This is a genomic window from Amycolatopsis xylanica, from assembly GCF_900107045.1.
Taxonomy (GTDB): domain Bacteria; phylum Actinomycetota; class Actinomycetes; order Mycobacteriales; family Pseudonocardiaceae; genus Amycolatopsis; species Amycolatopsis xylanica.
Map to the genome: position 1 here is coordinate 462,046 of NZ_FNON01000003.1, position 14,866 is coordinate 476,911.

Sequence of the window (14,866 nt, forward strand, 5' to 3'; positions counted from 1 at the left end):
GAGGCGAAAAGAGCGACTTATTTTTTGGGTCTCGCCGGGTATGACGGAATTGGCCGTCAAATGCCGGTCGGCAGGTTCTCGGTTACCGGAATGCCTTTCTTCAGCGTCCGGCTCACCGTGCACAGCCGCCCGATCGAGCGATCCACGGCCGCGGCCAGCGCCACCCGCTGTTCTTCGTCCAAAGACGACAGGTCGACATCGAATTCGACGTGCACGGCGTCCAGCTCGGACGCGCCTTCGCGCCGGTCCGCGGTCACCTCGACGCGGAACTTCGAGTCTTCACCGATCCGCCGGGTGATGAGGTTCTCCGCGGTCACCGCCGAACAGCCCGCGGCCGCTATCTGCAGCAGTTCAGCGGGCGAAAACGACCCCTGCTGCCCATTCCGGCCGATGCGGACCTCGGCCCCACGCTCGTTACGCCCGACGAACTCGTGCTCGCCCTCACGCTGAACTTCCAGTGCCATATCGAGGTGAACCGCCTCGGCTCAGCCGTTGTTCCATTGGCCGAGCACCGTCACAGTGCCCGGATCCACCTCGGTGAACCCGGCGTCCCGCACCGCGATCACCCGGCGCTCACGCCAGGCACCGGCCGGGTCGTCGCCGGGGTGCAGTTCTTTCCAGCGCGCGACGCTCGGTGTCCGCACCGCGCAGCGATACCCGTCGGCCGCCCAGGCGGCGACCTGCTCGGTGTCCAGGAGCGAAGCCAGGATCATCGTCGCGTGCCCGACTTGCGCCGCCGCCTTGCCGACCGTCATGGGCACCTCGGGGTTCAGCCACAGCACCGGGACCCCGTCCGGCACCGGCCCCGGCTCGTCCGCGGGCAGCTCGCTTCCGGAGATCTGCAGCCTGCTGACCTCCTTCGGCGCCTCCACGACCAATCCCGGCACCAACGCGCGCGCTTCGGCGCCGTCGACGGTCACCGTGATGCCCGGCAGCGCCTGCACGGCCTGCCAATGCGCACCCCGTGCCCGCCGCGCGACCTTGCGGATGCGCTCGTCGACCCACGCGCTGACCTCGGCGTGCCACTCGCCTTCCGGCTCGGCACGCTCGTCGAGGCAGACGGCGATCGCGGCCGCCGCGGCCGCCTCGAGCAGCGCGGTCCGCCCCGGCGGCTCTGCCCGCTCGATCCGCAGGATGATCGGCATCGCCCTGACCAGCTCGGGCACCTCGTCGGAGGTGTCGTTCGTGTCCTCGGCGGACAACCCGAGCCAGTAGGCGTAGCGCGCGCCCAGCGATTCCAGCACGCTCATGGCCGCTGCGATTCCAGCCCGTCGGCGGCGTCGGCCGCCTCGACCTCGGCACGCGTGACACCCAGGACGAACAGCACCGCGTCCAGGTACGGGTGCGAGATGGCAGTGTCCGCGACCTCGCGCAACGCGGGCTTCGCGTTGAACGCGACGCCCATACCGGCCACCGAAAGCATGTCGATGTCGTTCGCCCCGTCGCCGACCGCGACGCACTGTTCGAGCGGGATCTCGTACTCGGCCGCGAACCGCTGCAACGCCGTCGCCTTGCCCGCACGGTCGACGATCTCCCCGACGACCCGCCCGGTCAGCTTGCCGTCGACGATCTCCAGCTCGTTGGCCGCCGCGAAGTCCAGCCCCAGGTCCTCGACCAGGTTGTCGATGATCGTCAGGAACCCGCCGGAGACGACCCCGCACCGGAAGCCCATCCGCTTCAACGTCCGCACGGTTGTCCGCGCGCCCGGCGTCAGCTCGAGCGAGTCCGCGACGTCCTTGAGCACGCTGGCCGGGAGCCCTTCGAGCAGCGCGACCCGCTTGATCAGCGACTCCGAGAAGTTCAGCTCACCGCGCATGGCGGCTTCGGTGATCTCACGGATCTGCGCCTCGTTCCCGGCGTACGCGCCGAGCATCTCGATGACCTCGCCCTGGATGAGCGTCGAGTCGACATCGAACACGACCAGCCGCTTCGCCCGCCGTGCGATGCCCGCCCGCTCGACGGCCAGGTCCAGCTCGACCTTCGCCGCCAGGTCCGCCAGCTCCGATCGCAGCTGGGCATCGGCCTTCTCGGTGTCGTCGGCGACCGAGACGTACATTTCGAGACCGGTGACCGGGTAGTCGGCGACGCTGCGGATCGAGTCGATGTTCGCCCCGATCCCGGCCAGGCCCCGCGCGACCTCGGCGAACCCGCGCGCGGTCACCGGACGGCCGAGCACGACCACGACATGGGTGGAGTCGATCCGCCCCAGCGCGAACGGGTCCTCACCGATCTCCGAGCCGATCCGCACGTCGACCTGCATGCCGACCGAGGCCATCGCCTGCTCGACGGACTCCTGCAACCCTTCCGGGTCGCGGTAGACCCCGGCGAGCACTCCCAGGATGAGCTTGCCCCGGATGACGACCTGCTCGACGTCGAGCACGTCGACGTCATGCCGGGTCAGCACGGCGAACAGCGCGGAGGACACACCGGGCTTGTCGGGACCGGTGGTGGTGATGAGGACTGGGGTCTGCGTCACTGTGGTCTTCCTCTAGTCGGCGCATGAAAAACGACGCGTGCCCAAAGAGCAGGCACGCGTCGTTTTCCGGTCCATTTACTACTGCTCGCTCGCGTTGTCCTTGTCGTGGGACCCCGGCATCGCGGCTTCGGTCAGCACCTGCGAAGGAGCCTTCGCGTGTGAGTTGGGCTTCTGGTTGCCGAAGAAGCCAATCTCACCTTCGGCGTGCAGCCGCTCCACCATGTGCGGGTAGTGCATCTCGAACGCCGGGCGCTCCGAACGGATGCGCGGCAGCGAGGTGAAGTTGTGCCGCGGCGGCGGGCACGAGGTCGCCCACTCCAGCGAGTTGCCGTAGCCCCACGGGTCGTCGACCGTGACGATCTCGCCATACCGGTAGCTCTTGAAGACGTTCCAGATGAACGGCAGCGTCGAGGCACCGAGGATGTACGCGCCGATCGTGGAGATCGTGTTCAGCGTGGTGAACCCGTCGCCGGCGAGGTAGTCCGCGTATCGGCGCGGCATGCCCTCGTTGCCCAGCCAGTGCTGGACGAGGAAGGTGCCGTGGAAGCCGATGAACGTGGTCCAGAAGTGCCACTTCCCGAGCTTCTCGTCCATCATCCGGCCCGTGATCTTCGGGAACCAGAAGTAGATGCCCGCGAAGGTGGCGAACACGATCGTCCCGTAGAGCACGTAGTGGAAGTGCGCCACCACGAAGTAGCTGTCCGAGACGTGGAAGTCGATCGCCGGGGCGGCCAGCAGGATGCCGGTGAGGCCACCGAAGAGGAAGGTCACCAGGAAGCCGATCGAGAAGATCATCGGCGTCTCGAAGGAGATCTGCCCCTTCCACATGGTGCCGATCCAGTTGAAGAACTTCACCCCGGTCGGGACCGCGATCAGGAAGGTCATGAAGGAGAAGAACGGCAGCAGCACCGAACCGGTCGCGTACATGTGGTGCGCCCACACCGCGATGGACAGCGCGGCGATCGCCAGCGTCGCCCAGACCAGGCTCTTGTAGCCGAACAGCGGCTTGCGGCTGAAGACCGGGAAGATCTCCGACACGATCCCGAAGAACGGTAGCGCGACGATATAGACCTCTGGATGGCCGAAGAACCAGAACAGGTGTTGCCAGAGGATCACGCCGCCGTTCGCCGGATCGAAGACGTGGGCGCCGAGATGCCGGTCCGCCAGCAGGCCCATCAGGGCCGCGGTCAGGATCGGGAACGCCAGCAGGATCAGGATACCGGTGATCAGGATGTTCCAGGTGAAGATCGGCATCCGGTACATCGTCATGCCGGGCGCGCGCAGGCAGATCACCGTGGTGATCATGTTGACCGCGCCGAGGATGGTGCCGAGACCGGACACCACCAGGCCGGAGATCCAGAGGTCCGCGCCGACACCCGGCGAGTGGATCGCGTCGGACAGCGGCGTGTAGGCGAACCAGCCGAAGTCCGCGGCGCCACCCGGGGTGAGGAAGCCGGACATCACGATGAGGCCGCCGAACAGGTACAGCCAGTACGAGAACGCGTTCAACCGCGGGAACGCGACGTCGGGCGAGCCGATCTGCAGGGGCAGGATGAAGTTCGCGAAGCCGAAGAGGATCGGGGTCGCGTACAGCAGCAGCATCACCGTGCCGTGCATGGTGAACAGCTGGTTGTACTGCTCCTGCGAAAGGAACTGCTGCCCTGGGCGGGCCAGCTCCGTCCTGATGAGCATCGCCATCGCGCCGCCGCCCATGAAGAAGGCGAACGACGTCACGAGGTACATGATGCCGATCTGCTTGTGGTCCGTCGTGCGGAACAACCGCAGCAGGTACGAACCCTTAACCGACTCGCGCGCGGGGTATGGGCGCGTGGCGATCGGCTTGGGGGCTACGGCCGTCACTCCTGCCTCCAACACTGTGGTGGTCATCATCGGGTCGTCGAAGCGCGCTCGGGCCCACTTCGACGGCTGAGGGGATCGTAGCCCTCACTACCGACAGTCGCGCGCACCGGCTGGCAAGATCACGCGATGCGCGACGAGTACACGGTTTCAGGGGTGGCCGCTGCGGTACAAGTGGCCAAGCGTCTGGGTCTTCCGCACGAGGACCCCGAGTTGCTCCACGAGCGGTCGAACGTGCTGGTGAGACTGGGTTCGGTGGTCGCACGCGTGCCCGCGACCACCAGCCTGGTCCGGCCGGAGCCACACGATTGGCTGGCACGCGACGTCGCGGTGTCGTCGTTCCTCACCGAGCGTGGTGTGCGAGTTGTCTCACCTTTGTCAGATCCGGGGCCGGGCCCGCACTTCGCCGCAGGTCACTGGGTCACTTTGTGGCATTTCACCCCGCATGACCCCAACCACCGGTTCACCGCCTCGGAGGTCGCCACGTCCTTGCACGCGGTCCATGTCGCGCTCAGTGACTACGAGGGCCCGCTCCCCTCCGATGGGCCGCTCGCGGAGACCTACCGGGCGCTCGATCTCTGGGAGCACGTGCTCGAAGGCGCCGCCGACCGGCTGCGCGCCGAGACGGACCGGATCGCCGCGACCCTGCCTGTCGGGCCGGTGCAGGCGCTACACGGTGACGCGCACCCGGGCAACCTGATCGCCACCGCGGCCGGGCCGTGCTGGCTCGACTTCGAAGACACCTGGCGCGGACCGCTCGCCTGGGATCTCGGCGTCCTGCGCGGCAGCTTCCCCACCGCGCTCGACGCCTACCCAGCGCACGCCGATCCGGCCGCTTTGGACCCGTTCGAAAATTTGCGGAAACTTTTTGAAGTGCCTTGGCGATTCATTGTGGCACAACGGTTTCCGAATGAAATCGAGGCCGCCCGCGAGTGCCTCGCGAGGTACTTCGCGTGAAACTTGTCGGTGCGCCCCGCTAGCGTCCTGAGCGTGAAGATTGACAACCTCACACCGAGCTCGCGGCGCTCCGGCGCCGCACTGGAACCGGCGGCTCACAACTGAGCCTGCCGAGCCCGGACTGTCCGGAAAAGACGGTCTGGAGCCCCGGTATCACGTGGGCGAGGTGCGCCTTCTCCGGTATCCACTGGCTTCCCGGGAGTCAGCCGGACCGGAGAACGGACGCACCGAGCGACGCATTGAACGTGGGCTCCGGCCGCCATCGGCGAAGTGGCCAATTCGCCGGGCTGGATCGACGAGTTCCTGGAGCCGTGACAGCGCTCCGCTGACCGGAGGAACTCGTCGATGCGGTCTCCGCAGTACGGACGACGGGGGATGGTGATCGCTCAGCCCGACCGGCACGGGCTGAGCGATCACGCCCGCCCGCAGGCCATGAGCTCGGGCACCGGCTCGGACACGAAAACGGCCCCGCACAACCGGTCAGCCGCGTGGATACCACTCCAGGATCGCCCGCGAAACGAGGTCAGGGACCTCCAGCGGCGTCAGGTGGGCCGAATCGGGCAATACCTGGAGCGTCGAATTCGGCGCGGCCTCCGCGATCAGTTTCGCCTGATCGACCGGGGTGACTTTGTCGTGCTCGCCGACCAGGACGAGCGTCGGCACGTCGGTCTCGCGCAGCAGCGCGAGCGAATCCGGCCTGGCGGCCATGGCACGGGCCGCCCAGGCGATCCCGGACGCGGGCTGCGCTTCGATCAGCTCACGCGTCGAAGCGACGAGATCGGGACGCTCGGCGAGCGTGGCGTCCGCGAACATCAGCGGCATGGCGAAGTCGGCGAGCCAGCCGTCGATGCCGTCCGCCTCCGCTCGGTTCGCCTGGTCGAGCCTGGCCTGCGCGGCCTCCGGCGCGTCGGCGGTCGCCTTGGTGTCGATGAAGACGAGCCCGCCGACCCGGTCCGGCGCGGCGCGCAGCACGGCCTGCGTCAGGTAGCCACCCATCGAGCAGCCGCCGAGCACGACCTGATCCAGCTCCAGCTTGTCGAGCAGGGCGATCACGTCGCGCGCGGCGTCGTCGAGGCTGGGCTCGCGGTCCGTCTCGGGCAGCGGTGACCTGCCCAGTCCACGCTGATCCGGCGTGATCACCCGGATTTGCGCGGCGAGCGGCGCTCGGACCGCGTTCCACATGCGGGAGTCGACAGGAAAGGCGTGCAGCAGGACCAAAGGCAGTTCGACCATGACAACATTCTGTCGGACATCGCCGCTACCGTCCTCGATATGACGATCAAGTTCGGAGACCTGGCCACCGCCCGCCTGCTGCTGCGCCAGGTCCGTGAGACGGATCGCCAGGCCGTGGTCGAAATCCAGACCGACCCGGAAGCCAACCGCTTCCACCCCGAGCCGCCGGACGAGCAGGCCGCGGTCAAGGAACTGGGCAACTGGCTCGAGCACTGGACGGAGTACGGCTATGGCTACGTCGCCGTGCTCGAAGCGGGCTCCGACGAGATCATCGGCATCGGTGGCATCCGTCACCGCCGTTTTCACGGCAGACGGGTGCTGAACCTCTACTACCGGTTCCGACCCAGCGCCTGGGGCAAGGGCTACGCGCTCGAGACGGCACGCGCGATCGTCGACTGGGCCGAACGCGAGCTACCGGAATTCCCGGTGGTGATCAGCGCGGCGGAGGTGAACGAGCCGTCATGGCGGCTCGCGGAACGCCTCGGCTTCACGGACTACGTCGTCGAGCCCTATGCGGGCTTGATGACGCGGCATTACCGACGCTGAGCTTGATCACCGGGCCTTGCCGATGAGCCTGCCGCGGCGCTACCGGCGCTGACTCGGCCGCCGCCTGGCCCGTGCCTCCCAGCATGGCCGGTGCCAATGCCTGCGATCGGCGACGGACCCGGTCTCGTCGGCAGGCCAGACCACCACGTGTGGTGTGCCCGGCCGGATCTCGTGGTCACAGCCGGGGCAGCGGTACTCCTTGGTCGCCTGCGCGCCCGGCACGCTGCGCACCAGCCATTCGCCGTCCTGACCGGCCTCGGCCCGCGCCCAGCCCATCGAAGCTCCCATTTCGGGTGCGCGGCGGCCGGGATCAGGGCGATTGCGTCGAGGCACGTGCTCCACGCTAACGCCCACTTCTAGCCGGAGAAGTACTGACCCGGCGGTATCCCGACGGCCCGCCGGAAGGCCGCCACGAACGCGCTCGCCGACGAATACCCGACCCGCCTGGCCACGCCGTCGAGCGGCAAACCCTCGGCCAGCCAGGGCAGGGCCGCCCGCAGCCGGGCCTGAGTCCGCCAAGCACCGAACGTCAGATGGCACTCGGCGAGGAACAGCCTGGCGAGTGTGCGTTCCGCGGCGCCGACCACCTGCCCGAAGCCGGCGAGCCCCCGATCGTCGGCGGGATCGGCGACCAGCATCTCGGCCACCTGGCGAGCGCGAGGGTCAGTGGGCATCGGCACGGTGATCGGCACGACGTCCACCGGCTCAAGCAGGTCGAAGGCCACCGCTTCGGCCCGGCGGCGGGGCTCGTCGCCGATATCGCCGGTCAGGTACTCCAACAGCTCGCGCAGCAAGGGCCGGACGGTGAGCAGCCTCGGCTCAGGCCAGTCGACCGGGCAGCGGCCGACCTCGGCATAGATGCCGCGCAGCAGCGCGTGGTCCATCGCGCCGGTCCGGTGCACGACACCCGCCGGGATCCACAGCGCCCTGGTCGGCGGGAGCACCCACTGCGCGTCGCCGACGTTCACCGCGACCACGCCCTGCGCCGACCAGGCCAGCTGGTGCGACTCGTGGGCGTGCCACGGGAACCAGGTGCCCGCCGGCAGGTCGAGGACGCCCAGGATCATGGCCGTGGACGAGGGTGAAAGTCCGGATTGCGACATCGGTTGTCAGGCTATCGCCTTTCGGCCACTCACCTCGGTCTCTTAGCGTCGAGGTATGCCAATGAACCTCCTCCACCGCAAGCTGTGCTCGTCGGGAAAATGGGCGGACTACGTCGCCGAGGAACTGCCCCGGCGGCTCGAAGGCTTCGAGCTGGGCGACAACGTGCTGGAGCTCGGGCCCGGGTTCGGAGCGACCACCAGCGTGCTGGCCGAGCTCGCGCCGAAACTGACGTCACTCGAGATCGACGACGCCTCGGTCGCGCATCTGCGCGCGAAGTTCGGGGATCGTGTGACGGTCGTGCACGGCGATGGGGCGCGAATGCCGTTCGAGGACAACACTTTCTCCGCGGTCGTCTGCTTCACGATGCTCCACCATGTGCCGACGACCGCGCTCCAGGACGCGATCTTCGCCGAGGCACACCGGGTGTTGCGGCCAGGCGGCATCATCCGGGCGACCGACAGCCAGCTGAGCTTTTGGTTCCGGTTGCTGCACATCGGCGACACGATGAACGTCCTGGACGTGTCCACGCTGCCGGACCGGCTCGCCCGCGCGGGGTTCGCCGAGGTCGAGATCGAGCACGTCCCGAAGCAGATCGTCACGTTCTCGGCCGTTAAATCCGGCTGAGGATCTCCTTGTGTGACAAGGCTTCCCAGTCCAGACGAGCCAATGTCCGGCCGCTCGCCGCGTAGTCGGCCCTGCCGATCGCGGACTTGATGGTGATCGCCGCGTCGACCATCGGCGTCGCGACGCCCGCCCGGGCGGCGAGCGCTTGGAGCGGGACGAGCGTCGAGGAGATGTCCTCGCGCAGGAAACGGTGGTCGAGGCTCTGCGGCGCCTGGATCGCCTTGTACGGCTCGACCGAGCGGATCGCGTCGAGCAGGCTCGTGGTCGTGCAGCCGTAGTACCGGTCGAGCACTTCGGTCATCGGGAGCAGCTGGGCGCCGTAAGCGGCGGCGACCGCGCCGAACTCGCGCTCGACCTGCTCCAGCAGGACGACCGTGCGCTCGGACAGGCCTTCGACGTAGAACAGCAGGTCCTCGGCGCGGTCGATGGTGCCGAGGTTGGCCAGTGCGATCGGCACGTGGGCGACGGCGCCGAAGTCGGTCAAGCCGCGCTCGATCGGGTTGCGGGCCCGCTCCAGCATCGGGAACCACTCGATGAGCATGTCCGCGTGGCGGTCGACGGCGCCGGGGGTGGCGCCCGAGATGAGGTTCCATCCCTTCATGCCGAGCACGTCGACGCCGTCGTCGCCGTCAGGGCGAGCCGCGAACAACGCGTCGGTCTCGACCACGTCGACGCCGGTCACCCCGGCTTGGCGCAGGAGGCACGAGAACTCGACGCTGCCGCACAGCTTGCTCGAGAACAGCACCACCACGTGCTCCGGCGTCAAGTGCGGCGCGAGCTTGGCGGCGACCTCGGGGTAAGCGGTGGTCACGGTCGCGACGAAGACCACCCGGCAGGCGGCCAGCAGTTCCGCGGGGTCGTCGGTGACCAGGCTGAGCGGGAACGCGCCCTTGAGCCGGCCTCGTGCGTTGAGCGTGCCGCCCACCCGGGTGTCCCGGGTGCACAGGTGCACGGGCAGTCCTCGCGACGCCAGGTAGGCGGCGAGAGCCCGCCCTTCACCACCGGCTCCGACGACCCCGATTCCGTTCAGCGTCACGTTTCCTCCTCGCGCTCGGCCTCTGCGCAGGAGTGGTCGGGCGAATCAGGGGGAAAGTTCCTCTCTCATCGGACGGGATTCACGAAAACGCGAGCGCGAGAGGAACGTGCTGCTCCGCCGTGGTCAGCGAACCGTGCTGACCGATCAGCGACGACTCGACCGCCTCGGCCATCTCCAGCTTCATGCCGAAGCGGTCGCGTGCGGCCGCCACGACATCGCCGATGCGGGGGCGGACCCAGTCGTTGACCCGCGGGCCGAACCAGCCCGCCGCGATCGCCTCGTCGCGGGAGAGGATCCAGGCACGCTCGCCGATCACCGCGCGCCAGGCGGCGAGCACGTCGGCTTGGGCGCCGTCTTCGGTGTAGACGTGGCGTGCGCGTACCTCACCGCCGATCGCGCGGACGCCTTCCAGCAACTCAGGAGTCGCTTCCACGTCGAGGGCGTCCTCGACGGTCACCATGCCGTGGTCGGCGACGACGGCGAGCATCGCGCCGGGAGGCAGGTTCTCGACGATCGACTCGACGAGCCGGTCTACCTGGCGCAACTGCATCCGCCACGCGGTCGAACCGGGACCGTAGACATGGCCGAGCATGTCGAGTTCGCTGTGATAGGCGTAGCAGAAGCTCGGCTTGGCCTCCAGCACGCGCAAGGTCTGCGCGGCGAGGTCGCCGAACGCGCGGACACCCACATACTGCCCGCCGCGCTGCACCGCCCTGGTCAGGCCGGAGCGTTTGAACTGCGCGTAGTTGACGACGCTCGTGGTGACCCCGGCTTTGGCCGCGCGCTCGAAGGTGGTCGCCAGCGGCTGCGCCTCCTCGGGCACGAGCACGCCCAGCAGGTTCGACCCGTCGACGTGGCTGGTCCAGCGCAGTGCGTTGAGCACGCCGGCGCCCGGCACCTCGAAGGTGTAACCGGCCATCCCGTGTTCGCCCGAAGCGACGCCGGTGCCGATCGCGGCCACTCCGGCGGCGGTGGTGGACGGGAAGCCCACCCGCAACGGGCGTTTCACCAGTTCGGTCAGCACGGGCGCGCAGTCGGCGTGTTCCGCGAGCAGTTCCCAGCCGAGGCCGTCGACGAGCAGCACGCAGGCGCGGGCGACGGTCGGTAAGCCGAGGGTGTTGGCGAAGCCGTCGACGCCGAGCGCGGCGAGCATCGACGGGACGACCTGGCTCAGATGCGGGCGGTCGTCGGGTAGCGGCAGGTGCACCGGGCCAGCTTCCCACCCGGGGCCCGGTGCGGCGATAATCCGGGTATGCCGACTTACGCCTATCGCTGCCGTGAATGTGGCGGCACCTTCGACCTGATGCGCCCGATGAGCGAGTCCGGCACCCCGGCCACCTGCCCGGACGGACACCAGGACACCGTCAAGCTGCTCACCACCGTCGCGCTCACCGGCTCGGGTTCCGGCTCCGGCGCGAGCGCCCCCGCGCCCTCGGGTGGGGGCGGGGGCTGCTGCGGCGGCGGGTGTTGCGGCTAAAAAAGGGCGCGTTACCGGGAAACTCGCCTAGCTCGCCTTCAGCGCCTGGTCGAGGTCGTGCCAAAGGTCCTCGACGTCTTCGAGGCCGACCGACATCCGAAGCAGGTTGTCGGTCACGCCCGCGCCATGGCGATCGCCCTCTTCGACGATGCGGTGGCTGATCGAAGCCGGGTGCTGGATCAGCGTGTCGACACTGCCCAGGCTGACCGCGGGCGTGATCAGCCGGACCGCGGCGATGACCGCGTGCGGGTCGCCTTCGACCTCGAACGCGACCAGCGGCCCGCCGATACCCGGGTAGTGCACGGCACGGACACCCGGGTGCTCGCGCAACCGCTCGACCAGCACGGCCGCGGTCGCCGAAGCGGCCGTCACGCGTAGCGGCAGCGTGGAAAGCCCGCGCAGCAACAGGTACGCGGCAAGCGGGTGCAGGATTCCGCCGGTGGCAAAGCGAATCTGACGCAAACGCGCGGCTTCCTCGGCGCCACAGGCGACAACGCCGCCCATGACGTCTCCGTGCCCGCCGAGGAACTTGGTCGCGCTGTGCAGCACCAGGCTCGCGCCGAGCCTGCCAGGACGCTGCAGCACCGGCGTCGCGAAGGTGTTGTCGACCAGCAACGGCACGTCACCGCACACGGCGACGAGCGCGGCGATGTCGACCTCGCTCAACGTCGGGTTCGCCGGTGTCTCAACGAAAACGAGGCCGGTGTCGGGACGCAGCTCGCTCGCGAGCGTCTCCGGCGAGGCCCAGGTGACCTCGGTGCCGAGCAGCCCCGACGTCAGGATGTGGTCCGTGCAGCCATAAACCGGGCGGACCGCGACCACGTGCCGCTTGCCCTGCGCGACCGCCGCCAGCAGGCTCGCCGAGACCGCGGCCATCCCGCTCGCGAAGGCGACCGCGTGCTCGAAGCCTTCGAGTTCCGCGATGGCCCGCTCGAACCGCTCGACGGTGGGGTTGGAGATCCGGCCGTAGACCGGGGTGCCCGGATCGAGCGCACCGGTCGCGAACACGTCCAGCCTGCGCGCCTCGTCGGCGCTGTCGCGGGACGGGTAGGTGGTGGACAGGTCGAGAGGGGCAGCGTGCAGGCCGAGGTCGGTGAGATCGTCACGCCCGGCATGCACGGCTCGGGTCCGCATCGCTGAGGTCATGCGGGAAGGGTCGCCCGTTCACCGGAACATCCGCAATGGACTCGGATATAATTCGCGGATGTCCGGATCCGTCGAACTGAGTACGGTTGATCTTGAAATCCTGCGCATCCTGCAGAACGATTCGCGGGTCACGAACAAGGAGCTCGCGGCCGCGGTCGGCATCGCGCCGTCGACCTGTCTCGACCGCGTCAACCGCTTGCGCGCCACCGGCGTGATCACCGGCCAGCGCGCCACAGTGGACGCCGCGAAACTCGGCCGTCCGCTGGAGGCGTTCCTGTTCGTCCAGGTCCGCCCGCACCGCCGTCCGCTGGTCGACCCGTTCATCGAACACCTGCTGGCCCAGCCCGAAGTCCGCGCCGTCTACCACCTCACCGGTCCCGACGACTTCCTCGCGCACGTCGCCACCACCTCGGCCGGTGACCTCCAGCGCCTCGTCCTCGACGAACTCACCGCGCGCGACGAGGTCGCCCGCGTCCACACCAACCTCGTCTTCCAGCACTGGGCAGGCGGGCCACTGCTCCCGCCCACGGCGGGAGCGGAGTAAAGCGGGCTTTGTCCCGTACCGGCGCGACCGGCTTACCGCGCGGTGTAGTCCTTGAAGCCCTTGCCGGTCTTGCGGCCGAGCCGCCCGGCGGTCACCAGGTGCTCCAGCAGTGGCGCCGGCGCGAAACCTTCTTCGCGGAACTCGTTGAACAGGGTGCGCTGGATCGCCAGCGACACGTCGAGGCCGACGACGTCCAGCAGCTCGAACGGCCCCATCGGCAGGCCGCAGCCGACCTTCATGGCCGTGTCGATGTCCTCGGCCTCCGCGTAGTGCGCTTCCAGCATCTTCACCGCGTCGTTCAAATACGGGAACAGCAGCGCGTTGACGATGAAGCCCGCCCGGTCGCCGCAGCGCACCGGGTGCTTGCCGAGCGCGCCGCACAATGCCCGCACGGTCGCGAGCACGTCGGGCGCGGTCGAAATCGTCGACACGATCTCGACCAGCTTCATCACCGGGGCCGGGTTGAAGAAGTGCAGGCCGACCACATCGGACGGCCGGGAGGTCGCGGCCGCGCATTCGATGACCGGCAAGGAGGACGTGGTGGTCGCCAAGATCGCGCCCGGCTTCACGACGTCGTCGAGCGCGGCGAACACGGCCTGCTTGATCGCGAGTTCCTCGGCCACGGCCTCGACCACCAGGTCGACGTCGGCCAGTTCCTCGAACTCGACCGCGGGCGTGATGCGGGACAGCGCCGCCGCAGCGTCCTCTTCGGACAGTTTGCCCTTCACCACGGCCTTGTCCAGCGACTTCTTCACCCGCGCGACGGAAGCCGCCGCCTTGTCCGCGCTGCGTGCCCGCAGGATGACGTCGTAACCGCGCTTGGCGAAGACCTCGACGATGCCGGTGGCCATCGTGCCCGTGCCGACCACGCCGACCTTGCGCACCGGGCGCACCGCCGCCGAGTCCACAGTGGCCGAAGGCGTCTCACCGTCGGTGACCACGTTGGGCGAGTCGACACCGTCGTAGCTGTAGAAACCACGGCCGGACTTACGGCCGAGCAGGCCCGCGGTGATCATCTGCTTCAGCAGCGGAGCCGGTGCGTGCAAACGATTGCGCGACTGGTGATACATCGTGTCGAGGATCTCGTACGCGGTGTCCAGGCCGATCAAGTCCAGCAGCGCCAGCGGCCCCATGGGGTAGCCGCAGCCGAACCGCATCGCGGCGTCGAGGTCCTCGCGGGTGGCGTAGCGCTGCTCGTACATCCGCACCGCGTGGTTGAGATAGCCGAACAGCAACGCGTTGGCGATGAAACCCGCCCGGTCACCGATCACCACCGGTGTCTTGCCCAGCTTCTCGGCGAACGCGACCACGTCGGCGACCACGTCCGGCTCGGTGACCACGCTGCGGACGACCTCGACCAGCTTCAGCACGGGAGCGGGGTTGAAGAAGTGCATCCCGACGACCTTGCCGGGGCGCGAAGTGTGCACACCGATCTCGGTGATCGACAGCGAAGACGTGTTGGACACGAAGATCGTTTCGGGGCCGGTGATCTTGTCCAGCTGGATGAACAAATCGGCCTTGGCGTCGAAGCTCTCCGGGATGGCCTCGATCACCAGGTCCACATCGGACAGATCCGAGAGCGAGGTCGTGTAGCGCACCCGATCGAGCAGTTCCACACGCGACGCCTGATCCAGCTTGCCACCGCTCAGCGCTCGCTCGGTGGAGTGCTCGAGGTGCCCACGCCCCCGCTTGACGCCCTCGTCGTCGATCTCGACGGCGACTACCGGCACGCCACTCCTGGCCAGGACCTCGGTGATCCCCGCACCCATGGTGCCGAGACCGATCACTCCCACACTCGCGATTTCCCGTGCCACAACCGGCCTCCGGTGGTTACTCGCTGGTAGTTTCTCCTGATAGTGCCATGCG

At 68.5% G+C, this 14,866-nt stretch carries 16 protein-coding genes; 5 read left to right on the forward strand and 11 right to left on the reverse strand.

The annotated features are described in order from the left end of the window. Positions 1–56: 56 nt before the first annotated feature. The 4 genes from BLV57_RS15775 to ctaD form a co-directional block, all read right to left on the reverse strand. Positions 57–464 (reverse strand): OsmC family protein, encoded by a 408-nt coding sequence (locus BLV57_RS15775; protein ID WP_091289490.1) that lies wholly within the window; start codon positions 462–464, stop codon positions 57–59. 21 nt (positions 465–485) lie between these two features. Further along, entirely contained in the window at positions 486–1,250 is a 765-nt protein-coding gene (locus tag BLV57_RS15780; RefSeq protein ID WP_091289491.1) for a peptidyl-tRNA hydrolase, read from the reverse strand. Next, on the reverse strand, positions 1,247–2,476 hold the full coding sequence (gene serB / locus BLV57_RS15785) for a phosphoserine phosphatase SerB (protein ID WP_091289492.1): 1,230 nt from the start codon (positions 2,474–2,476) through the stop codon (positions 1,247–1,249). The genes BLV57_RS15780 and serB overlap by 4 nt, the downstream gene beginning before the upstream one ends. Before the next feature lie 78 nt (positions 2,477–2,554). After that, positions 2,555–4,336, reverse strand: coding sequence for an aa3-type cytochrome oxidase subunit I (ctaD, locus tag BLV57_RS15790; RefSeq protein ID WP_091289493.1), 1,782 nt, complete (start codon positions 4,334–4,336; stop codon positions 2,555–2,557). Between the two features lie 126 nt (positions 4,337–4,462). Between ctaD and BLV57_RS15795 the strand changes: the two genes are divergently transcribed. Then, the gene (locus BLV57_RS15795) at positions 4,463–5,290 is read left to right on the forward strand and encodes a phosphotransferase (RefSeq protein WP_091289494.1); all 828 of its coding nucleotides are present in this window, start codon (positions 4,463–4,465) and stop codon (positions 5,288–5,290) included. A 480-nt stretch (positions 5,291–5,770) separates the two neighbouring features. Here BLV57_RS15795 and BLV57_RS15800 read toward each other — a convergent pair whose 3' ends face one another. Beyond that, positions 5,771–6,523, reverse strand: coding sequence for an alpha/beta fold hydrolase (locus BLV57_RS15800; RefSeq protein WP_091289495.1), 753 nt, complete (start codon positions 6,521–6,523; stop codon positions 5,771–5,773). A 39-nt stretch (positions 6,524–6,562) separates the two neighbouring features. Between BLV57_RS15800 and BLV57_RS15805 the strand changes: the two genes are divergently transcribed. Beyond that, positions 6,563–7,069, forward strand: a complete 507-nt coding sequence (locus BLV57_RS15805) for a GNAT family N-acetyltransferase (RefSeq protein ID WP_091289496.1) — start codon at positions 6,563–6,565, stop codon at positions 7,067–7,069. Positions 7,070–7,108: 39 nt separating this feature from the next. Here the strand turns inward: BLV57_RS15805 and BLV57_RS15810 are convergent, their stop codons facing one another. Together BLV57_RS15810 and BLV57_RS15815 are read right to left on the reverse strand one after the other, a co-directional pair. After that, a complete protein-coding gene (locus BLV57_RS15810) occupies positions 7,109–7,402 on the reverse strand; it encodes a hypothetical protein (protein WP_091289497.1) in 294 nt (97 codons plus the stop codon). A gap of 23 nt (positions 7,403–7,425) precedes the next feature. Continuing rightward, positions 7,426–8,172, reverse strand: a complete 747-nt coding sequence (locus BLV57_RS15815; protein WP_245757342.1) for an AraC family transcriptional regulator — start codon at positions 8,170–8,172, stop codon at positions 7,426–7,428. A gap of 55 nt (positions 8,173–8,227) precedes the next feature. On the opposite strand from BLV57_RS15815, the gene BLV57_RS15820 reads away from it, so the two are divergent. Continuing rightward, positions 8,228–8,797, forward strand: a complete 570-nt coding sequence (locus BLV57_RS15820; protein WP_091289499.1) for a class I SAM-dependent methyltransferase — start codon at positions 8,228–8,230, stop codon at positions 8,795–8,797. On the opposite strand, the gene BLV57_RS15825 is transcribed toward BLV57_RS15820, so the two are convergent. Both BLV57_RS15825 and BLV57_RS15830 read right to left on the reverse strand, forming a co-directional pair. Next, complete coding sequence (locus BLV57_RS15825; RefSeq protein WP_245757343.1) at positions 8,784–9,833, reverse strand: NAD/NADP-dependent octopine/nopaline dehydrogenase family protein; 1,050 nt, start codon at positions 9,831–9,833, stop codon at positions 8,784–8,786. The two genes, BLV57_RS15820 and BLV57_RS15825, sit on opposite strands and share 14 nt — an antisense overlap. Before the next feature lie 79 nt (positions 9,834–9,912). Beyond that, on the reverse strand, positions 9,913–10,986 hold the full coding sequence (locus BLV57_RS15830) for an alkaline phosphatase family protein (RefSeq protein ID WP_091290402.1): 1,074 nt from the start codon (positions 10,984–10,986) through the stop codon (positions 9,913–9,915). 99 nt (positions 10,987–11,085) lie between these two features. Here BLV57_RS15830 and BLV57_RS15835 point away from each other — a divergent pair, with 99 nt between their 5' ends. Beyond that, positions 11,086–11,310: an FmdB family zinc ribbon protein gene (locus BLV57_RS15835; RefSeq protein ID WP_091289500.1), complete on the forward strand. Its 225-nt coding sequence runs from the start codon at positions 11,086–11,088 to the stop codon at positions 11,308–11,310. 27 nt (positions 11,311–11,337) lie between these two features. On the opposite strand, the gene BLV57_RS15840 is transcribed toward BLV57_RS15835, so the two are convergent. After that, a complete protein-coding gene (locus BLV57_RS15840; RefSeq protein ID WP_091289501.1) occupies positions 11,338–12,456 on the reverse strand; it encodes a trans-sulfuration enzyme family protein in 1,119 nt (372 codons plus the stop codon). A 58-nt stretch (positions 12,457–12,514) separates the two neighbouring features. Between BLV57_RS15840 and BLV57_RS15845 the strand changes: the two genes are divergently transcribed. Continuing rightward, the gene (locus tag BLV57_RS15845; protein ID WP_091289502.1) at positions 12,515–13,000 is read left to right on the forward strand and encodes an Lrp/AsnC family transcriptional regulator; all 486 of its coding nucleotides are present in this window, start codon (positions 12,515–12,517) and stop codon (positions 12,998–13,000) included. A gap of 32 nt (positions 13,001–13,032) precedes the next feature. On the opposite strand, the gene BLV57_RS15850 is transcribed toward BLV57_RS15845, so the two are convergent. Beyond that, positions 13,033–14,814 carry a 3-hydroxyacyl-CoA dehydrogenase family protein gene (locus BLV57_RS15850; protein ID WP_091289503.1) on the reverse strand — a complete coding sequence of 594 codons (1,782 nt, stop codon included), beginning with the start codon at positions 14,812–14,814 and terminating at the stop codon, positions 13,033–13,035. Positions 14,815–14,866 lie beyond the last annotated feature (52 nt).

Excerpts from the sequence above, each read along its gene's own strand:
- BLV57_RS15845 (WP_091289502.1), top strand. The coding sequence starts at position 12,515 with ATGTCCGGATCCGTCGAACTGAGTACGGTTGATCTTGAAATCCTGCGC.
- BLV57_RS15835 (WP_091289500.1), top strand. The coding sequence starts at position 11,086 with ATGCCGACTTACGCCTATCGCTGCCGTGAATGTGGCGGCACCTTCGAC.
- BLV57_RS15830 (WP_091290402.1), bottom strand. The coding sequence starts at position 10,986 with ATGCTCGCCGCGCTCGGCGTCGACGGCTTCGCCAACACCCTCGGCTTA.
- BLV57_RS15780 (WP_091289491.1), bottom strand. The coding sequence starts at position 1,250 with ATGAGCGTGCTGGAATCGCTGGGCGCGCGCTACGCCTACTGGCTCGGG.
- BLV57_RS15815 (WP_245757342.1), bottom strand. The coding sequence starts at position 8,172 with ATGTCGCAATCCGGACTTTCACCCTCGTCCACGGCCATGATCCTGGGC.
- BLV57_RS15840 (WP_091289501.1), bottom strand. The coding sequence starts at position 12,456 with ATGACCTCAGCGATGCGGACCCGAGCCGTGCATGCCGGGCGTGACGAT.
- BLV57_RS15795 (WP_091289494.1), top strand. The coding sequence starts at position 4,463 with ATGCGCGACGAGTACACGGTTTCAGGGGTGGCCGCTGCGGTACAAGTG.
- BLV57_RS15800 (WP_091289495.1), bottom strand. The coding sequence starts at position 6,523 with ATGGTCGAACTGCCTTTGGTCCTGCTGCACGCCTTTCCTGTCGACTCC.
- BLV57_RS15805 (WP_091289496.1), top strand. The coding sequence starts at position 6,563 with ATGACGATCAAGTTCGGAGACCTGGCCACCGCCCGCCTGCTGCTGCGC.
- BLV57_RS15820 (WP_091289499.1), top strand. The coding sequence starts at position 8,228 with ATGCCAATGAACCTCCTCCACCGCAAGCTGTGCTCGTCGGGAAAATGG.
- BLV57_RS15775 (WP_091289490.1), bottom strand. The coding sequence starts at position 464 with ATGGCACTGGAAGTTCAGCGTGAGGGCGAGCACGAGTTCGTCGGGCGT.